This window comes from Microbacterium limosum (assembly GCF_036324365.1).
Taxonomy (GTDB): Bacteria; Actinomycetota; Actinomycetes; order Actinomycetales; family Microbacteriaceae; genus Microbacterium; species Microbacterium limosum.
In genome coordinates this window covers 1,451,228-1,466,441 of sequence record NZ_CP137080.1, presented here as the reverse complement: position 1 = coordinate 1,466,441, position 15,214 = coordinate 1,451,228, and the positions used below count along the sequence as shown (strand labels likewise).

The following is a 15,214-nucleotide window of genomic DNA, read 5'->3' as shown; positions in this document are numbered from 1 at the left end:
AGGACGCGATGAGCGAGACCGTGGACGTCATCGACACCCTGGCCGGGATCTCCCCGGGCGACCGCTGGGACGCGCTGCGGCGCCGCCGCCCTGAGTCCCGCTCGCACGCCCAGGGGGCGTACGAGGCTCTGTTCGTCTCGGTGGATGCCGCGGAGATGTCCCCGGCCGAGCGGTTCGCCGTCGCCGTCTTCGTCGCGCAACTGCACGGGGACGACGAGGCCGTGCGGTTCTACGGCGGTGGGCTGGACGCGACCCCGGAGGGCGCCCGCCTCGCCGGCATCGTCCGTACCGAGGCACGTCAAGCCTCCCATCCGGGTCCCTACGGCGCCTTCCTCCACGACAACGCGCCCGAGAGCGTGCCCGGACCGACGTACTCCGTCGGGTCCGTCGAGGCCGCCTACGCGCTGGGGGATCGCCTCGGCGCCGCGCTCGAGCATGCGCACATGCTCGTGCTGCACCCGCGCGACGCCTCGCGCGCTCACCTGCAGCAGCTGCTGGACGCCGGCTGGAGCACGACAGGCGTCGTGACGCTTTCGCAGCTGGTGTCGTTCCTCGCCTTCCAGCTGCGCGTCGCCGCGGGCCTGCGTGCCATGAGAGCCGCGGGTTCCGCCTCCACCGAAGGGGACCGCCGATGACGGAGTCTCTCGCGCCCGAGACGGATCTGCCCGTCCCGCAGCGCTTCACTCAGGACGTCCTCGGCTGGGTCCCGTGGCTGGAGCCGCTTCGAGAGACGGACCTCGGGGAACGGCACTTTGAAGCCCTCGTGCAGCGCTCGCGCGCGAAGAACGCGTACTTCCGGCTGCTGGCGCGTGATCCCGCGGTCCTGCGGGAGCGCACGCTCGCGGACTTCGACATCTTCTTCAACGTCGCCGAGGGTCTGCCGCGCGCGGATCGGGAGATCGCCGCCACGGCGGCATCGCGCAGCAACGGATGCGTCTACTGCGCGTCGGTCCACGCCGGCTTCGCCACCCACCACTCCGGGCGGCGAGACGACGTGCAACGCCTGCTCGACGAGGGAACGGGCGCGCGCATCGATCCCCGGTGGGACGCCGTCGTCGACGCGTCCGTCGCGCTCTCCCAGTCGCCGCCCGCGCTCGGATCCGACGAGCTTCGGGCGCTGGATGCCGCGGGGCTCGACGACCTCGAGGTGCTCGACACGATCATGTCGGCGGCGTTCTTCAACTGGGCGAATCGCCTCATGCTGTCGCTGGGCGAGCCCACGCTCTGAGCGGCGCGGCGTCGCTAGTGTGATGCCATGACCGACGCCCCGCGCGAGGGCGCCCCCGCCCGTGCCCCGCTCGTGCTGACCTCTCTGATCCTCGCGGCCCTCGTGTGCAACATCAACCTCGCCGCCGCCAACATCGCGCTGCCCGACATCGGCGACGCGTTCGGGGCGGACCAGACCCAGCTGAACCTCGTGGCGCTCGGCTGCTCGCTCGGGCTCGCGATGTCGGTGCTCTATCTCGGGGCGGTCGCCGACCGCTACGGGCGCAAGCAACTGCTCCTCGTTGGCCTCGCCCTCACCGTCGTCGCGAGCTTCCTGTCCGCGTTCGCGGGATCGATCGAGCTCCTGATCGCCGCGCGCATCTTCACCGGCATCGCGGCCGGCATGGCGTACCCGACGACGCTCTCGCTCATCACGGCGCTGTGGTCCCGCGGGCCGGGGCGCACGGGTGCCATCGCGCTGTGGTCGAGCGTGAGCGCCATGGCGACCGTGATCGGCTCGGTGCTGGCGGGCCTGCTCCTGGTCGTCCTGTGGTGGGGCTCGGCGTTCCTCGTCGCGGCTCCGATCGCCGCGGCGGCCTTCGTGCTCGTCTGGATCCTCGTGCCGTCCCACGTGCACGAGTCCACCGCTCCCGTGGACCACCCCGGCGGCGTGCTCTCGGTGCTGGCGATCTCGGCGTTCGTCCTCGGGATCAGCGAGGTGTTCGCGCCGGGACGAGCGGGGCTGGGCCTGGGCCTTCTCGGGGCGGCGGTCCTGCTGATGCTGGTGTTCGGCATCCGACAGCACCGCACGCGTCATCCGCTCTACGACCTGGCCGTGGCGCGGCGCCGCATGTTCTGGGTGCCCGCCGCCGGCGGGATGATCGTCTTCGGATCGCTCATGGGGGCAATGTTCGTCGGCCAGCAGTTCCTCCAGAACATCCTCGGGTACGACACGCTCGAGGCGGGCCTGTCGGTGGTGCCGGCGGCCGTCGGCCTGCTCTTGGTGGCTCCGCTGTCCGCGCGGCTGGTGCTGGCGCGCGGCTCGCGAGTGACGATGCTGGCGGGATACGCGCTCGTGCTGCTCGGCTTCGTCACGATGCTCTTCTGGCGCGAGCACACGCCGTACTGGCTGATCGGCACGGGGTTCCTCGTGATCGGCGCGGGCGCCGCCTTCGCCATGACGCCCGCGTCGCGTGCGCTCACCGAGTCAACGCCGGTGGCGCGGGTGGGGATGGCCTCTGCCACGTCCGACCTGCAGCGCGACCTCGGCGGCTCGATCATGCAGGCGATCCTCGGCGCCATCCTCGCATCGGGCTTCGCCGCCGCATTCGCGCGGCAGATCGAGGCGAGCGGCCAATCCGCGTCCATCAGCGCGAGCGTGACGGAGGCGCTGCAGGCATCCTTCGCCTCCGCGCTGCACGTCGCCGACCAATATCCGCAGTACCGGGACGAGATCCTCTCGGCCGCGAGCCTGAGCCTCGTGGAGGGGGCGCTCGGCGCCTACCTGGTGGGCGCGGTCGCGATCGTCCTCGGCGCAGCCGTCGTCGCGATCGGTCTTCCCTCCCACGAACGCGAGCGGGAGCTCGTCGCGTCGTACGAGGCTCAGGATGCGCCGACGGAGGTCGTGCGCGCGTGAGAGGCCCCCGCGCGTCGTCGTCGCGAGACGCGTCCTCCGGCGGATCGGCACAATTTCCGTCGTGGTTCCCGGGCCGCCTGCGCCATCGGAGCGATCGAGGGCAGTAGCGTCGAGACCATGACTGAGTCGCGTTCGCCGGCGGCGCCACCGCAAGCCGGCTGGATGCGTGTCGATGCGGGCGCGCGCGACCGCATCGTCGTCCTCAATCAGGTTCTCTTCGCCGGCGTCGCGCTGCTCGCCGCCGTGCTGGCGATCGCGCTCGGCTGGGTCGACGACCTCCCGACGTTCATCCTCGGCCTCACGGTGACGCTCGGAACGACCGGCGCCGCGTTCGTCGTGCCGTGGAACCGGCTCCCGCACGCCGCGGGCCTCATCGTCCCCGTGTGCGACGTGATCGCGATCGCCCTGCTCCGCGAGGCGACGCCCGGTGCCGCCCTCGGCATCCTCTGGGCGTTCCCGCTCATCTGGATCGCCTGGTCCTACGGGTGGGCGGGGCTCATCGGCGGATCGCTCGGCACGACCGCCCTCTTCTGGGTGCAGACCGCGATCACTCCCGAGACGGACTTCGTCCCGGCGACGATCCTCCTCCCCGTGACGATCACGGCTCTCGGCTTCATCGCCTCTCTCGCGGCGCGACGCGCCTCTGCCCAGCGGATGCTGCTGGAGAAGCAGTCGCGCTATCTTCAGCAGGCGGTCGATCGTGCGCGGCGACAGGAGGACGTCGTGATCGACGTGCTCGACGCCCTGGACTTCGGGGTCGTGCGGATCGCGGCCGACGGCACGCAGCTGCTCGCCAACGAGGCGCACGGGAGACTGCAGCGGGCGCGGGGTCGTGACGGACGCATGTCGGCCTACGCGGCCGACGGTGTCACGTCGATACAGGCGGACGCGCTCCCTCTCTCGCGAGCGCGCAGAGGGGAGACGTTCGACAACCTCATCGTCTGGTACGGCGAGCCGGACGACGCGGACAGACGCGCGATCGCGGCATCCGCGCGAGAGCTGACCGACCCCGACGGATCGGCGGCCGGGATGGTGGTCGTCTCGCGCGACGTCACGTCGGAGGAGCTGGCGATCCGCGCCCGGGAGGACCTCGTGGCGTCCGTCTCGCACGAGCTGCGGACACCGCTGACCTCGATCATGGGATACCTCGACCTCGCGCTCGACGACGAGACCATCTCTCCCATGGCGCGGCGCAGCCTCGAGGTGGCTGAGCGCAATGCGGGCCGGCTGCTCGAGCTCGTGGCCGACATCCTGACGATGTCGGCCAACGCGCGCCAGGGAGCCGCCGTCTCCATATCGCCCCGTCCGACGGATCTTGCGGAGGTCATGACGGCCGCGATCGAGGCCGCCACCCCCCGCGCGACCGAGCGCGGCATCACGATTGACGGCTCGGGCGTGGAGGATGCCGTCGCCTACGCCGACGCGCACCGCATCCGCCAGGTGGTCGACAATCTGGTGTCCAACGCCGTCAAGTACAACAGCGACGGCGGCCACGTCCAGGTGTCCGCGATGTCCGACGGCCTGCACGCGTGGCTGACGGTGAGCGACGACGGCCCCGGGATCTCCGAGCACGAGCTGCCCCGGCTGTTCGAGCGCTTCTTCCGCTCCGACTCCGTGCGGGGTTCGACGACGCACGGCAGCGGTCTCGGACTGGCCATCAGCCGGGACATCGTGCGCGCCCACGGCGGCGAGATCACCGTGCAGACGATGCAGGGCGAGGGGACCACCTTCATCGTCCGCCTGCCCGCCTCCGATCCGAGGAGAGACGTATGAGCGGTCTGGACCTCTTCAGCATCTCCGTCATGACGGCCGTCGTCGTGCTCTCCGCGGGGGCCGTGTACCTCGTCGAGACCCTCCTTCGCAGGGATGACGGGGCCGGGCGGATCTGGGCGCTGGCGTACATCGCCGGCATCCTGACCACCGTCAACTATCTGGCGTGGGCGGCGTCTCCCGACGAGTCGGCGTGGCTCGCGACCGGCATCGGCAACGCGTCGTTCGTGGCGTCCGCGGGGATCATGTGGCTCGGGTGCCGTCGGTTCAACGGGCGGACGGTGATGGTGCCGGCCGCGCTGGTCGCCGCGGCGTCGCTGCTGGCATTCGCGCTGGTCGCCGTCGCCGGAGCGGAGGGCGGCGACTGGGCCGGCGCCCTCGCGGTGTACATCCCCATCGCCGCCTTCACCCTCCTGGGCGCCGTCGAGTCGCGGCGTGGGACGATGGCCACGCTGTCGGTCTCGTGGCCGCTCACCGTCGTGCTGGCGATCGAGTCGCTGTTCTTCCTCGCCCGCTCGATCGCCTTCGTCGCCGTGGGTCCCGAAGATCCCTTCTTCACCGACTGGTTCGGGTCCATCGCGATGGCGTTCGTGACGGTCGTGCTCATCGTGGTCGCGGTCGTTGCGACATCCGTGATGCGCGCCGCATGCCCGTCGCCCACGGGCACGCCCCGATCGCGGACGCTCGCGCTCAAGAGCGACGGCGTGCTCGATTCCGGCTCCTTCCGGGTCGTGCTGACGGGAATCCTCGATCGCGCACGTCACAACGGCGACCGGTACGCGCTCATCGCGATGCGGATCGACGACATCCCGAACATCGCCACCGCCTTCGGACCGGGGGAGGCACAGGCGCTCGTACACGAATGGCGCAGCAGCGTGGTCCGTCACGCCCCGACGCAGGCGGTCGTCGGCCAGGCGAGCGAGACGGAGATCGTGCTGGGGATGGTCCCGGTCTCCGCGGGGGAGGCCCGTCGCGTCGCGGCTCGACTCCATCGGCACCTGCTGGACGATTTCGTGTCGCTCGGCAGTCCCGTGATCCCCGTCCTGGGCGTGGGCGTCGCGCTGACCGACGGAATCGGCTACGACGCGGAGCGCCTTCTTCAGGTCGCCGACAGGGCCGCACTGCGCTCCGCATCGAGTCCCGACGCCTCCGTCATCGTCGTCGACATGGCGTGATCAGTCGGACGAGCGCGAGGCCCGGGGCTTTTCGAGGAGGGCTGCGATGCGCGCACGCAGATCCCGCGGCCGGAACGGCTTCGTGATGTACTCGTCCGCTCCCGCCTGGATGCCCTGCAACGAGTCGATCTGCTCCGCACGAGCCGTGATCATGACGATGTAGGTGTCGCTGAACGCGCGGATGCGACGGGCGGCCTCGTGGCCGTCGAAGCCGGGCATGCTCACATCCAGGGTCGTGATGACCGGCGCGTGGGTGCGGACGGCGTCGACGCCCTCGGGGCCCGACGATGCGGACACGACCTGGAAGCCGGACTGCTCGAGGACGGCGGAGATGAGGAAGCGGATGTCGGCGTCGTCTTCGACGACCACAGCGACGCGAGGGTGATCCATCGCTGTTCCTCCGAGGGATGTGGGAGCGGGCCGCGGGACACGGGCGCCGCCCGATGATATCCCAGACCATCTCCGAGGCGACCGAGCGTGCGCGCACCGGGGCCCATGCGACATGCTGGAGCGATGCCTCTCATCGCACTCACCGGCGGCATCGCGTCGGGGAAGTCGACGATCGCGCGGCGGCTGACGGAGCACGGAGCGGTCGTCGTCGACGCCGATGCGCTCGTGCGCGAGGTGCAGACTCCGCCGTCGCACGTCCTGGACCTCATCGCGGCCGAGTTCGGCGCCGGGATCGTCGGCCCCGACGGCGCCCTCGATCGCGAGGCTCTCGGGCGTGCCGTCTTCGGCGACCCGGATGCCCTTGCGCGCCTCAACGAGATCGTCCACCCCGCCGTGCGGGAGTTGTCGGCACGACGCTTCGCCGAGGCGTTCGCCCGGGACCCGCGTGCCGTCGTCGTCTACGACGTCCCGCTCTTCGTGGAGGCGCGCGTGGACGGTCCGTGGGATCTCGTGGTCGTCGCCCACGCACCCGCGGCCGTGCGCCGCGACAGGCTCGTCTCCGAGCGCGGCATGACGGCGGAGGATGCCGCGCGTCGGATCGCGGCCCAGGCCCCGGATGCAGCGCGACTCGCCGTCGCCGACGTCGTCGTCGACACGGCCGGGTCCCTCAGCCACACGATCGAGCAGGTCGACGAGCTGTGGCGGCGGGTCCGGTCCTGACGCATCCGCGCTGGGCGAACGCCGACGCCCGTGTCGGCGGCCACGCCTAGGCTTCTTCACATGCAGACCACGCGCAGCGTGCGGCCGTTCGAGGTCGTCAGCGAGTACTCCCCATCGGGCGACCAGCCGCAGGCCATCGCCGAATTGGCGGCGCGGATCAACGCGGGCGAGACCGATGTCGTGCTGCTCGGCGCGACCGGCACGGGCAAGTCCGCGACCACGGCGTGGCTGGTCGAGCAGGTGCAGCGCCCCACGCTGGTGCTCGCGCACAACAAGACGCTGGCGGCTCAGCTGGCGAACGAGTTCCGGGAACTCATGCCCCACAACGCCGTCGAGTACTTCGTGTCGTACTACGACTACTACCAGCCCGAGGCGTATGTGCCGCAGACGGACACCTTTATCGAGAAGGACAGCTCTATCAACGCGGAGGTGGAGCGCCTGCGCCACTCCACCACCAACTCGCTGCTGTCGCGGCGCGACGTCGTGGTCGTCTCGACGGTCTCGTGCATCTACGGCCTCGGCGCCCCCGAGGAGTACCTGCGCGCGATGGTCGCGCTGCAGGTGGGCGAGCGCTACGACCGGGACGCCCTCATCCGCAAGTTCATCTCGATGCAGTACAACCGCAACGACGTCGATTTCTCCCGCGGCAACTTCCGCGTGCGGGGCGACACGATCGAGATCATCCCGGTCTACGAGGAGTACGCGATCCGCATCGAGCTCTTCGGCGACGAGATCGAGGCGCTGTACAAGCTCCACCCGCTCACCGGCGACGTTCTCGAACGGCTCGACTCCGTGCCGATCTTCCCGGCATCCCACTACGTCGCCGGCACCGATGTCATGCAGCGCGCGATCGGCACGATCGAGGCCGAGCTCGAGGAGCGGCTGAAGGAACTGGAGGGGCAGGGCAAGCTGCTGGAGGCGCAGCGGCTGCGCATGCGCACCACCTTCGACCTCGAGATGATGCAGCAGCTCGGCTTCTGCTCCGGCATCGAGAACTACTCGCGGCACATCGACGGGCGCGCCCCCGGGGAGGCGCCCCACTGCCTGCTCGACTTCTTCCCCGACGACTTCCTCATCGTGATCGACGAATCGCACGTGACCGTCCCGCAGATCGGTGCGATGTACGAGGGGGATGCCTCCCGCAAGCGCACCCTCGTGGATCACGGGTTCCGGCTGCCCAGTGCGATGGACAACCGCCCCCTGCGCTGGGACGAGTTCAAGAACCGGGTGGGTCAGACGGTCTACCTCTCCGCGACTCCCGGCCGGTACGAGATGGGTGTCGCCGACGGCGTCGTCGAACAGATCATCCGCCCCACGGGGCTCATCGATCCGCAGATCGTCGTCAAGCCCGCCAAGGGGCAGATCGACGACCTGCTCGAGCAGATCCGCCTGCGCGTCGAGCGCGACGAGCGCGTCCTCGTGACGACCCTCACGAAGAAGATGGCGGAGGAGCTGACCGACTTCCTCGGCGAGCACGGCGTCAAGGTGCGCTATCTCCACTCCGACGTCGACACGCTGCGACGCGTGGAGCTGCTCACGGAACTGAGGGCCGGCGTGTACGACGTGCTGGTCGGCATCAACCTCCTGCGAGAGGGGCTCGACCTGCCCGAGGTCTCGCTCGTGGCGATCCTCGACGCCGACAAAGAAGGATTCCTGCGCAGCGGAACCTCCCTCATCCAGACGATCGGTCGCGCGGCCCGCAACGTCTCCGGCGAGGTGCACATGTACGCCGAGACCATGACGGACTCGATGCGCAACGCGATCGACGAGACGAACAGGCGCCGCGATCGGCAGATCGCCTACAACCTCGAGAACGGCATCGACCCGCAGCCGCTGCGCAAGCGCATCGCGGACATCACCGAGATCCTCGCGCGGGAGGGCGCCGATACGGCGGCGATGCTGGCGAAGAAGGGCGGGTCCGGAAAGGGCAAGGCGCCCACGCCGCGGCTGCGTCGTGAGGGCATCGCCGCTGAGGGAGCGACCCAGCTGGAGTCGACGATCGCCGACCTCAACGACCAGATGCTCGCCGCGGCGGCGGAGCTGAAGTTCGAGCTCGCCGCGCGGCTGCGCGACGAGGTCCAGGAGCTGAAGAAGGAACTGCGTGCGATGGAGCGGGCCGGCCACGCCTGAGAGGCCCGGCGCGCGCTCCTCAGGGGCAACGCAGCAGGGGCTTGTCTCCGCGGCGGTCGATGGTGTGGGTGTTCATCGGATGCCCGCACAGGGGGCACGCGCGCTCCGCGCGCTCCGTCGCGGAGGGGGGCGGCGTGCTCTCATAGGGGCCCACGGCGGCGGGTCCGGCGGCCTTGATGAGGTTCGCGTTGATCCACGCGTACCACCCGCCGGCCTCGCGGACCCTGTCCCGGAGTCGCGGGCGGGCGGAGCGTGATGCGCGTGTCATGACACCAGTGTGCCCTCTGGAGCGGGGTCGCGGGCCCTGGCGGCGTGCGATGCGGTGCCGGCGAGTCCGCCGAGGGCGAACCCGGAACCGATGTCGGAGGGCGAACCTACACTTGACGGGTGCCCATCGTCCCCGTTGCCACCTCCTCGAAGCTCAGCGTCCGCGGTGCCCGCGTTCACAATCTCCACGACGTTGATCTCGACATCCCGCGCGACTCCCTCGTCGTCTTCACAGGTCTTTCCGGCTCCGGGAAATCGAGCCTCGCCTTCGACACGATCTTCGCCGAGGGGCAGCGTCGCTACGTCGAATCGCTGAGCGCCTACGCACGGCAGTTCCTCGGGCAGGTCGACCGCCCCGACGTCGACTTCATCGAGGGTCTGTCCCCGGCGGTCTCGATCGACCAGAAGTCGACCAACCGCAACCCGCGCTCCACCGTCGGCACCATCACCGAGGTCTACGACTACATGCGTCTGCTCTGGGCGCGCATCGGCGTGCCTCACTGCCCCGAGTGCGGCGAACGCATTCAGCGTCAGACCGTGCAGCAGATCGCCGACCAGCTCATGGAGCTGCCCGAGGGCACGCGCTACCAGATCGTGGCGCCGGTCGTCACGCAGAAGAAGGGAGAGTTCGTCGACCTCTTCCGCGAGCTCGGAGCCAAGGGCTACGCGCGTGCGATCGTCGACGGCGACCTCATCCAGCTGGCCGAGCCTCCCACGCTGAAGAAGAGCTACAAGCACGACATCGCGGTCGTCGTCGATCGGCTCGTCGCTTCGCCCGACATCCTCGGTCGCGTCACCGACTCCGTGGAGACCGCGCTCGGTCTCGCGGGCGGCGTGATGCAGGTCAACTTCGTGGACGAAGAGGGCGACGACGCCTGGCAGAACTTCTCCGAGAAGCTCGCGTGCCCGAACGGGCACCCCCTGCAGCTCACGGAGATCGAGCCGCGCACCTTCTCGTTCAACGCGCCGTTCGGTGCATGTCCGGCCTGCTCGGGACTCGGCACCCGCATGTCGGTCGATGTCGATCTGCTGCTGGGGGATGACGAGCTCTCGATCCGCGAGGGTGTCATCGTCCCCTGGACGACGCAGGGCAAGGGGCTGTTCCAGTACTACGAGCGCCTCCTGGAGGGGCTCGCCGCCGACCTGGACTTCTCGCTCGACACGCCGTGGAAGAAGCTGCCGTCCGACATCCGAGAGGCTGTGCTGCGCGGCGACAACTACAAGGTCACCGTCAAGTGGAAGAACCGCTTCGGCCGCGAGATGCGATACGCGTCGGGCTTCGAGGGCGTCGTGCCCTACATCGAGCGGCAATGGCTGCAGGCGGAGTCCGACACGCAGCGCACCCGCTGGTCGGAGTTCCTGCGCGAGGTGCCGTGTCCGGTCTGCAACGGCGACCGGCTCAAGCCGGAGGTGCTCTCGGTCCTCGTCCATGGTCACTCGATCGCCGAGGCGTCTCACCTGAGCCTGGCCGATGCGCGCGACTATTTCGCGCAGCTCACGCTCACCGACCGCGAGGCCGCGATCGCCGCCCAGGTGCTGCGCGAGATCCGCGTTCGTCTCGACTTCCTCATTCAGGTGGGGCTCAACTACCTCAGCCTCAGCCGCGCCGCGGCGTCGCTCTCCGGCGGCGAGGCGCAGCGCATCCGTCTCGCGACGCAGATCGGGTCGGGGCTCACCGGCGTCCTGTACGTGCTCGACGAGCCGTCGATCGGATTGCACCAGCGCGACAACCGACGCCTCATCAAGACGCTCGTGACGCTTCGCGATCTGGGCAACACGCTCATCGTCGTCGAGCACGACGAGGAGACCATCGAGGCCGCCGACTGGATCGTCGATATCGGTCCGGGGGCGGGGGTCAACGGCGGCACGGTCGTTCACTCCGGACCCTACGACGCCCTGCTGAACGAGCCCGCCTCGCTGACGGGCGACTACCTGTCGGGACGCCGGGAAATCACCACACCCGCGAAGCGGCGCAAGATCGATCGGTCGCGCAAGATCACGGTCGTCGGAGCGCGCGAGAACAACCTTCGCAACGTCACCGTCGACTTCCCGATCGGCGTGCTCACGGCCGTCACCGGCGTGAGCGGATCGGGCAAGTCCTCGCTCGTCAACGGCATCCTGTACGAGGTGCTGGCGACACGGCTCAACGGAGCCCGCCGCGTTCCGGGCAAGCACACCCGGGTGACGGGGCTCGACGACCTCGACAAGGTCGTGCACGTCGACCAGAACCCGATCGGCCGGACGCCGCGCTCGAATCCGGCCACCTACACCGGCGTCTTCGACCGCATCCGCACGCTGTTCAGCGAGACCCCCGAGGCGAAGGTGCGCGGCTACCAGCCCGGGCGATTCAGCTTCAATGTGAAGGGCGGTCGCTGCGAGGCCTGCTCGGGCGATGGCACGATCAAGATCGAGATGAACTTCCTCCCCGACGTCTACGTCGACTGCGAGGTGTGCCACGGCAAGCGGTACAACCGCGACACGCTCGCCGTGCACTACAAAGGCAAGAACATCGCCGAGGTGCTCGAGATGCCGATCTCCGAGGCCGCGGAGTTCTTCGAGCCCATCCAGGCGATCCATCGTTACCTGCGCACGCTCGTCGAGGTCGGGCTCGGATACGTCCGCCTCGGGCAGTCCGCGACGACCCTGTCGGGCGGGGAGGCGCAGCGCGTCAAGCTCGCCACGGAGCTGCAGCGGCGCAGCAACGGCCGCAGCGTCTACGTGCTTGACGAGCCCACCACGGGCCTGCACTTCGAGGACGTCCAGCGCCTGCTCGAGGTGCTCGGCGGCCTCGTCGACAAGGGGAACACCGTCATCGTCATCGAGCACAACCTCGACGTGATCAAGTCCGCCGACTGGATCATCGATATGGGGCCCGAGGGCGGCGCGGGGGGAGGAGAGGTCGTCGCGACCGGCACTCCCGAACAGGTCGCGCGCGTGGAGGACAGCCATACGGGGATGTTCCTCGCCGAGCTCCTCGGTCAGGAGGACCGGCGCGGTGGCGAACGCCGGAAGGCGGGCTGAGCGTGGCGTCGCCGCTGTCCTACCGGCCGAAGCAGGGGGAGATCCCCACCAACCCGGGGGTCTATCGATTCCGTGACGCCGACGGCCGCGTGTTGTACGTCGGCAAGGCGAAGAACCTGCGCGCGCGGCTGAGCAACTACTTCGCTCCGCTGCACACCCTGCACGAGCGCACGCGTCGGATGGTCACGACGGCGGCCTCGGTCGAGTGGACGGTCGTCGCGACGGACGTGGACTCCCTCCAGCTGGAGTACATGTGGATCAAGGAGTTCGATCCGCCCTTCAACGTCCGCTACCGCGACGACAAGTCCTACCCCTTCATGGCGATCACCCTCGCCGATGAGGCGCCGCGGGTGCTGGTCACCCGGAACCGCCGCATCCGGGGTGCGCGGTATTTCGGTCCCTACCCGAAGGTCTGGGCGGTGCACGACACGATCGACCAGCTCATCAAGGTCTTCCCGATCCGCACCTGCAGTGATTCGAGCTACAAGAAGGCGATGCAGACCGGTCGGCCCTGTTTCCCGGGACAGATCGGGCGCTGCGGCGGCCCGTGCTCGATGCGGGTCACGGTGGAGGAGCACCGGGCGATCGTGGACGACTTCGTCGCGTTCATGGCCGGGGGTGACCAGAGATTCAGGGTCGACCTCACGGCGAGGATGCGCGAGGCCGCCGCGGCGATGGACTACGAGGCGGCCGCGGTCTTCCGCGACCGGCTGGCGGCGATCGACGCGGTCCTGTCCCGGTCCGCCCTGGTGCTCGGCGAGGACGTCGACCTGGATCTCTTCGGCATCGCGGAGGACGAGCTCGCGGCCGCCGTGCAGCACTTCGTCGTGCGCGGCGGGCGCGTGCGCGGGGTACGGGCCTCGACGATCGAGAAGGAGATCGACATCGAGGGCGGCGAGCTCATCGACCAGGTGCTGCAGCGCGCCTACGGCGAGGTGGCTCCCACGGACATCCCGCGCCGCATCCTGGTGCCAGCTCTGCCGCCCGACGCGGCAGAGCTGCAGGAATGGCTGCGGGAGCGGCGCGGCGGCCGTCCCGTGAACGTGCAGGTCGCGCAGCGCGGACGCAAAGCCGATCTCATGAAGACGGCGAGCCTCAACGCCCAACAGGCCCTCATGCTCCACAAGACCAGGCGCACGTCGGACTACGTCGCCAGGTCGCAGGCGCTCACGGATCTCCAGGAGGCGCTCGGGATGTCCGAGGCGCCACTGCGGATCGAGTGCTTCGACGTCTCGCACCTGTCGGGGACCAACGTCGTCGCATCGATGGTCGTGTTCGAAGACGGGCTCCCGCGCAAGGATCAGTACCGCTCCTTCTCCGTGACCGACACGACGGACGACACCGACTCGATCTACCAGGTCCTGACGCGCCGGATAGCGCATCTCGACCGGGACGAGGCGGAGGCCGAGGAGGCGGGCACCGACGACGCTCCCGTCACGCGGCGGCGCACGCGATTCGCCTACCCCCCGCAGCTTCTCGTCGTCGACGGCGGAAAACCGCAGGTCGCCGCCGCGGCGCGAGCCCTCGCCGACTCCGGCCACGAGGAGATCGCGCTGTGCGGCCTCGCCAAGCGCCTGGAGGAGGTCTGGTTGCCGGGGGAGGAGTATCCCGTGATCCTGCCCCGCACGAGCGAGGCCCTCTACCTCCTGCAGCGGCTGCGCGACGAGGCTCACCGCTTCGCGATCCGTCACCAGAGGGGTTCGCGTCGCCGCGACATCCACAGCGTCCTGGAGGAGATCCCGGGCCTCGGCGCGGAGCGGATCCGCGTGCTGCTGCGGCACTTCGGGTCGGTAGCGGCCCTTCGCCGTGCCGACACGGCGGCGATCACCGAGGTCAAGGGGATCGGCCCCAAGCTCGCGGCCACCATCCACTCGCGCCTGCAGGAGTCGCCGGCGGCCGACGATTCATCTACGCACGCCTCAGAAGCGTTGGCGGCGTCCGCGCCGAAGTCAGTAGGGTGAGAGCCGGCGACGAACCGGGTGGGAGCGATGACTGAGGCGGACGGCGACGCGGGCGAAGTGCTCATCGTGACGGGGATGTCGGGCGCCGGGCGCTCGACCGTCGCGAACGCCCTGGAGGATCTCGACTGGTACGTCGTCGACAACCTGCCCCCGCAGATGCTGCGACCGCTGCTCGATCTCTCGGGAATGGTCGGCGGCGCGCTGCCGCGGGTCGCCGCCGTCGTCGACGTTCGCGGGCGCGAGCTCTTCGAACGCCTTCCGGAGGTCATGGAGCGCCTGCGCGAGGGGCGCCGCGTGCGAGTGGTCTTCCTCGACGCGGCGCACGATGTGCTCGTCCGTCGTTTCGAGGCCGTGCGCCGCCCGCACCCTCTCCAGGGCGAGGGGACGATCCTCGACGGGATCGCCGTCGAGCGGCGGCGGATGGCGCCTATGCGCGAGAGTGCGGATCTCATCGTCGACACGAGCACGTTCAACATCCACCAGCTGGCGACGACGGTCGGGGAGCTGTTCTCGGAGGCCGGATCGGCCAAGCACACGCTGACGATCCAGAGCTTCGGGTTCAAGTACGGGCTGCCTCCCGATGCCGATCTCGTCGCCGACATGCGGTTCCTCCCCAATCCGTTCTGGAACTCCGACCTTCGCGCCCTGACGGGGCAGGACGAATCGGTTCGCGACTTCGTCCTCGCCCAGGAGGGGGCCGCGCAGTTCCTCGACTCCTACGCCGACGCCCTCGCGCCCGTCATCGCCGGATACCAGCGGGAGAATAAGCGGCACTCGACCGTCGCCGTGGGATGCACGGGCGGCAAGCACCGGTCGGTGGCGATGGCGATTGAGCTCGCGCAGAGACTGCGTTCCCTGCCGGGTGTCGCCGTGCGCGTGAAGCATCGCGATCTGGGGCGCGAGTAAGCTAGGCAGGTTCCCCGACCGACCGGCCAGCA

General features: G+C 69.6%; 12 protein-coding genes. 10 read left to right on the top strand and 2 right to left on the bottom strand.

Annotation, left to right across the window (positions count from 1 at the left end):
• The first annotated feature begins 8 nt into the window (after positions 1–8).
• The 5 genes from RYJ27_RS07105 (at position 9) to RYJ27_RS07085 (ending at position 5,787) form a co-directional block, all read left to right on the top strand.
• Positions 9–635 carry a CMD domain protein gene (locus RYJ27_RS07105; protein WP_330169673.1) on the top strand — a complete coding sequence of 209 codons (627 nt, stop codon included), beginning with the start codon at positions 9–11 and terminating at the stop codon, positions 633–635.
• On the top strand, positions 632–1,228 hold the full coding sequence (locus RYJ27_RS07100) for an alkylhydroperoxidase domain protein (RefSeq protein ID WP_330169672.1): 597 nt from the start codon (positions 632–634) through the stop codon (positions 1,226–1,228). Before RYJ27_RS07105 ends, RYJ27_RS07100 begins: the two co-directional genes overlap by 4 nt.
• Before the next feature lie 27 nt (positions 1,229–1,255).
• The gene (locus tag RYJ27_RS07095) at positions 1,256–2,842 is read left to right on the top strand and encodes an MFS transporter (protein ID WP_330169671.1); all 1,587 of its coding nucleotides are present in this window, start codon (positions 1,256–1,258) and stop codon (positions 2,840–2,842) included.
• 117 nt (positions 2,843–2,959) lie between these two features.
• On the top strand, positions 2,960–4,615 hold the full coding sequence (locus RYJ27_RS07090; RefSeq protein ID WP_330169670.1) for a sensor histidine kinase: 1,656 nt from the start codon (positions 2,960–2,962) through the stop codon (positions 4,613–4,615).
• The gene (locus tag RYJ27_RS07085) at positions 4,612–5,787 is read left to right on the top strand and encodes a nucleotidyl cyclase domain-containing protein (RefSeq protein ID WP_330169669.1); all 1,176 of its coding nucleotides are present in this window, start codon (positions 4,612–4,614) and stop codon (positions 5,785–5,787) included. Before RYJ27_RS07090 ends, RYJ27_RS07085 begins: the two co-directional genes overlap by 4 nt.
• Here the strand turns inward: RYJ27_RS07085 and RYJ27_RS07080 are convergent, their stop codons facing one another.
• A complete protein-coding gene (locus RYJ27_RS07080) occupies positions 5,788–6,177 on the bottom strand; it encodes a response regulator transcription factor (RefSeq protein ID WP_330169668.1) in 390 nt (129 codons plus the stop codon).
• Between the two features lie 123 nt (positions 6,178–6,300).
• Here RYJ27_RS07080 and coaE point away from each other — a divergent pair, with 123 nt between their 5' ends.
• Together coaE and uvrB are read left to right on the top strand one after the other, a co-directional pair.
• Complete coding sequence (gene coaE, locus RYJ27_RS07075; RefSeq protein ID WP_330169667.1) at positions 6,301–6,897, top strand: dephospho-CoA kinase; 597 nt, start codon at positions 6,301–6,303, stop codon at positions 6,895–6,897.
• 60 nt (positions 6,898–6,957) lie between these two features.
• Complete coding sequence (gene uvrB / locus RYJ27_RS07070) at positions 6,958–9,027, top strand: excinuclease ABC subunit UvrB (protein ID WP_330169666.1); 2,070 nt, start codon at positions 6,958–6,960, stop codon at positions 9,025–9,027.
• A gap of 19 nt (positions 9,028–9,046) precedes the next feature.
• On the opposite strand, the gene RYJ27_RS07065 is transcribed toward uvrB, so the two are convergent.
• Positions 9,047–9,295, bottom strand: coding sequence for a hypothetical protein (locus RYJ27_RS07065; RefSeq protein ID WP_330169665.1), 249 nt, complete (start codon positions 9,293–9,295; stop codon positions 9,047–9,049).
• A gap of 119 nt (positions 9,296–9,414) precedes the next feature.
• Here RYJ27_RS07065 and uvrA point away from each other — a divergent pair, with 119 nt between their 5' ends.
• The 3 genes from uvrA to rapZ are packed head-to-tail and all read left to right on the top strand — an operon-like array spanning position 9,415 to position 15,182.
• Positions 9,415–12,315 carry an excinuclease ABC subunit UvrA gene (gene uvrA, locus RYJ27_RS07060; RefSeq protein ID WP_330169664.1) on the top strand — a complete coding sequence of 967 codons (2,901 nt, stop codon included), beginning with the start codon at positions 9,415–9,417 and terminating at the stop codon, positions 12,313–12,315.
• A 2-nt stretch (positions 12,316–12,317) separates the two neighbouring features.
• Positions 12,318–14,276: an excinuclease ABC subunit UvrC gene (gene uvrC / locus RYJ27_RS07055; RefSeq protein WP_330169663.1), complete on the top strand. Its 1,959-nt coding sequence runs from the start codon at positions 12,318–12,320 to the stop codon at positions 14,274–14,276.
• Between the two features lie 27 nt (positions 14,277–14,303).
• The gene (gene rapZ / locus RYJ27_RS07050) at positions 14,304–15,182 is read left to right on the top strand and encodes an RNase adapter RapZ (protein ID WP_330169662.1); all 879 of its coding nucleotides are present in this window, start codon (positions 14,304–14,306) and stop codon (positions 15,180–15,182) included.
• Positions 15,183–15,214: the final 32 nt, after the last annotated feature.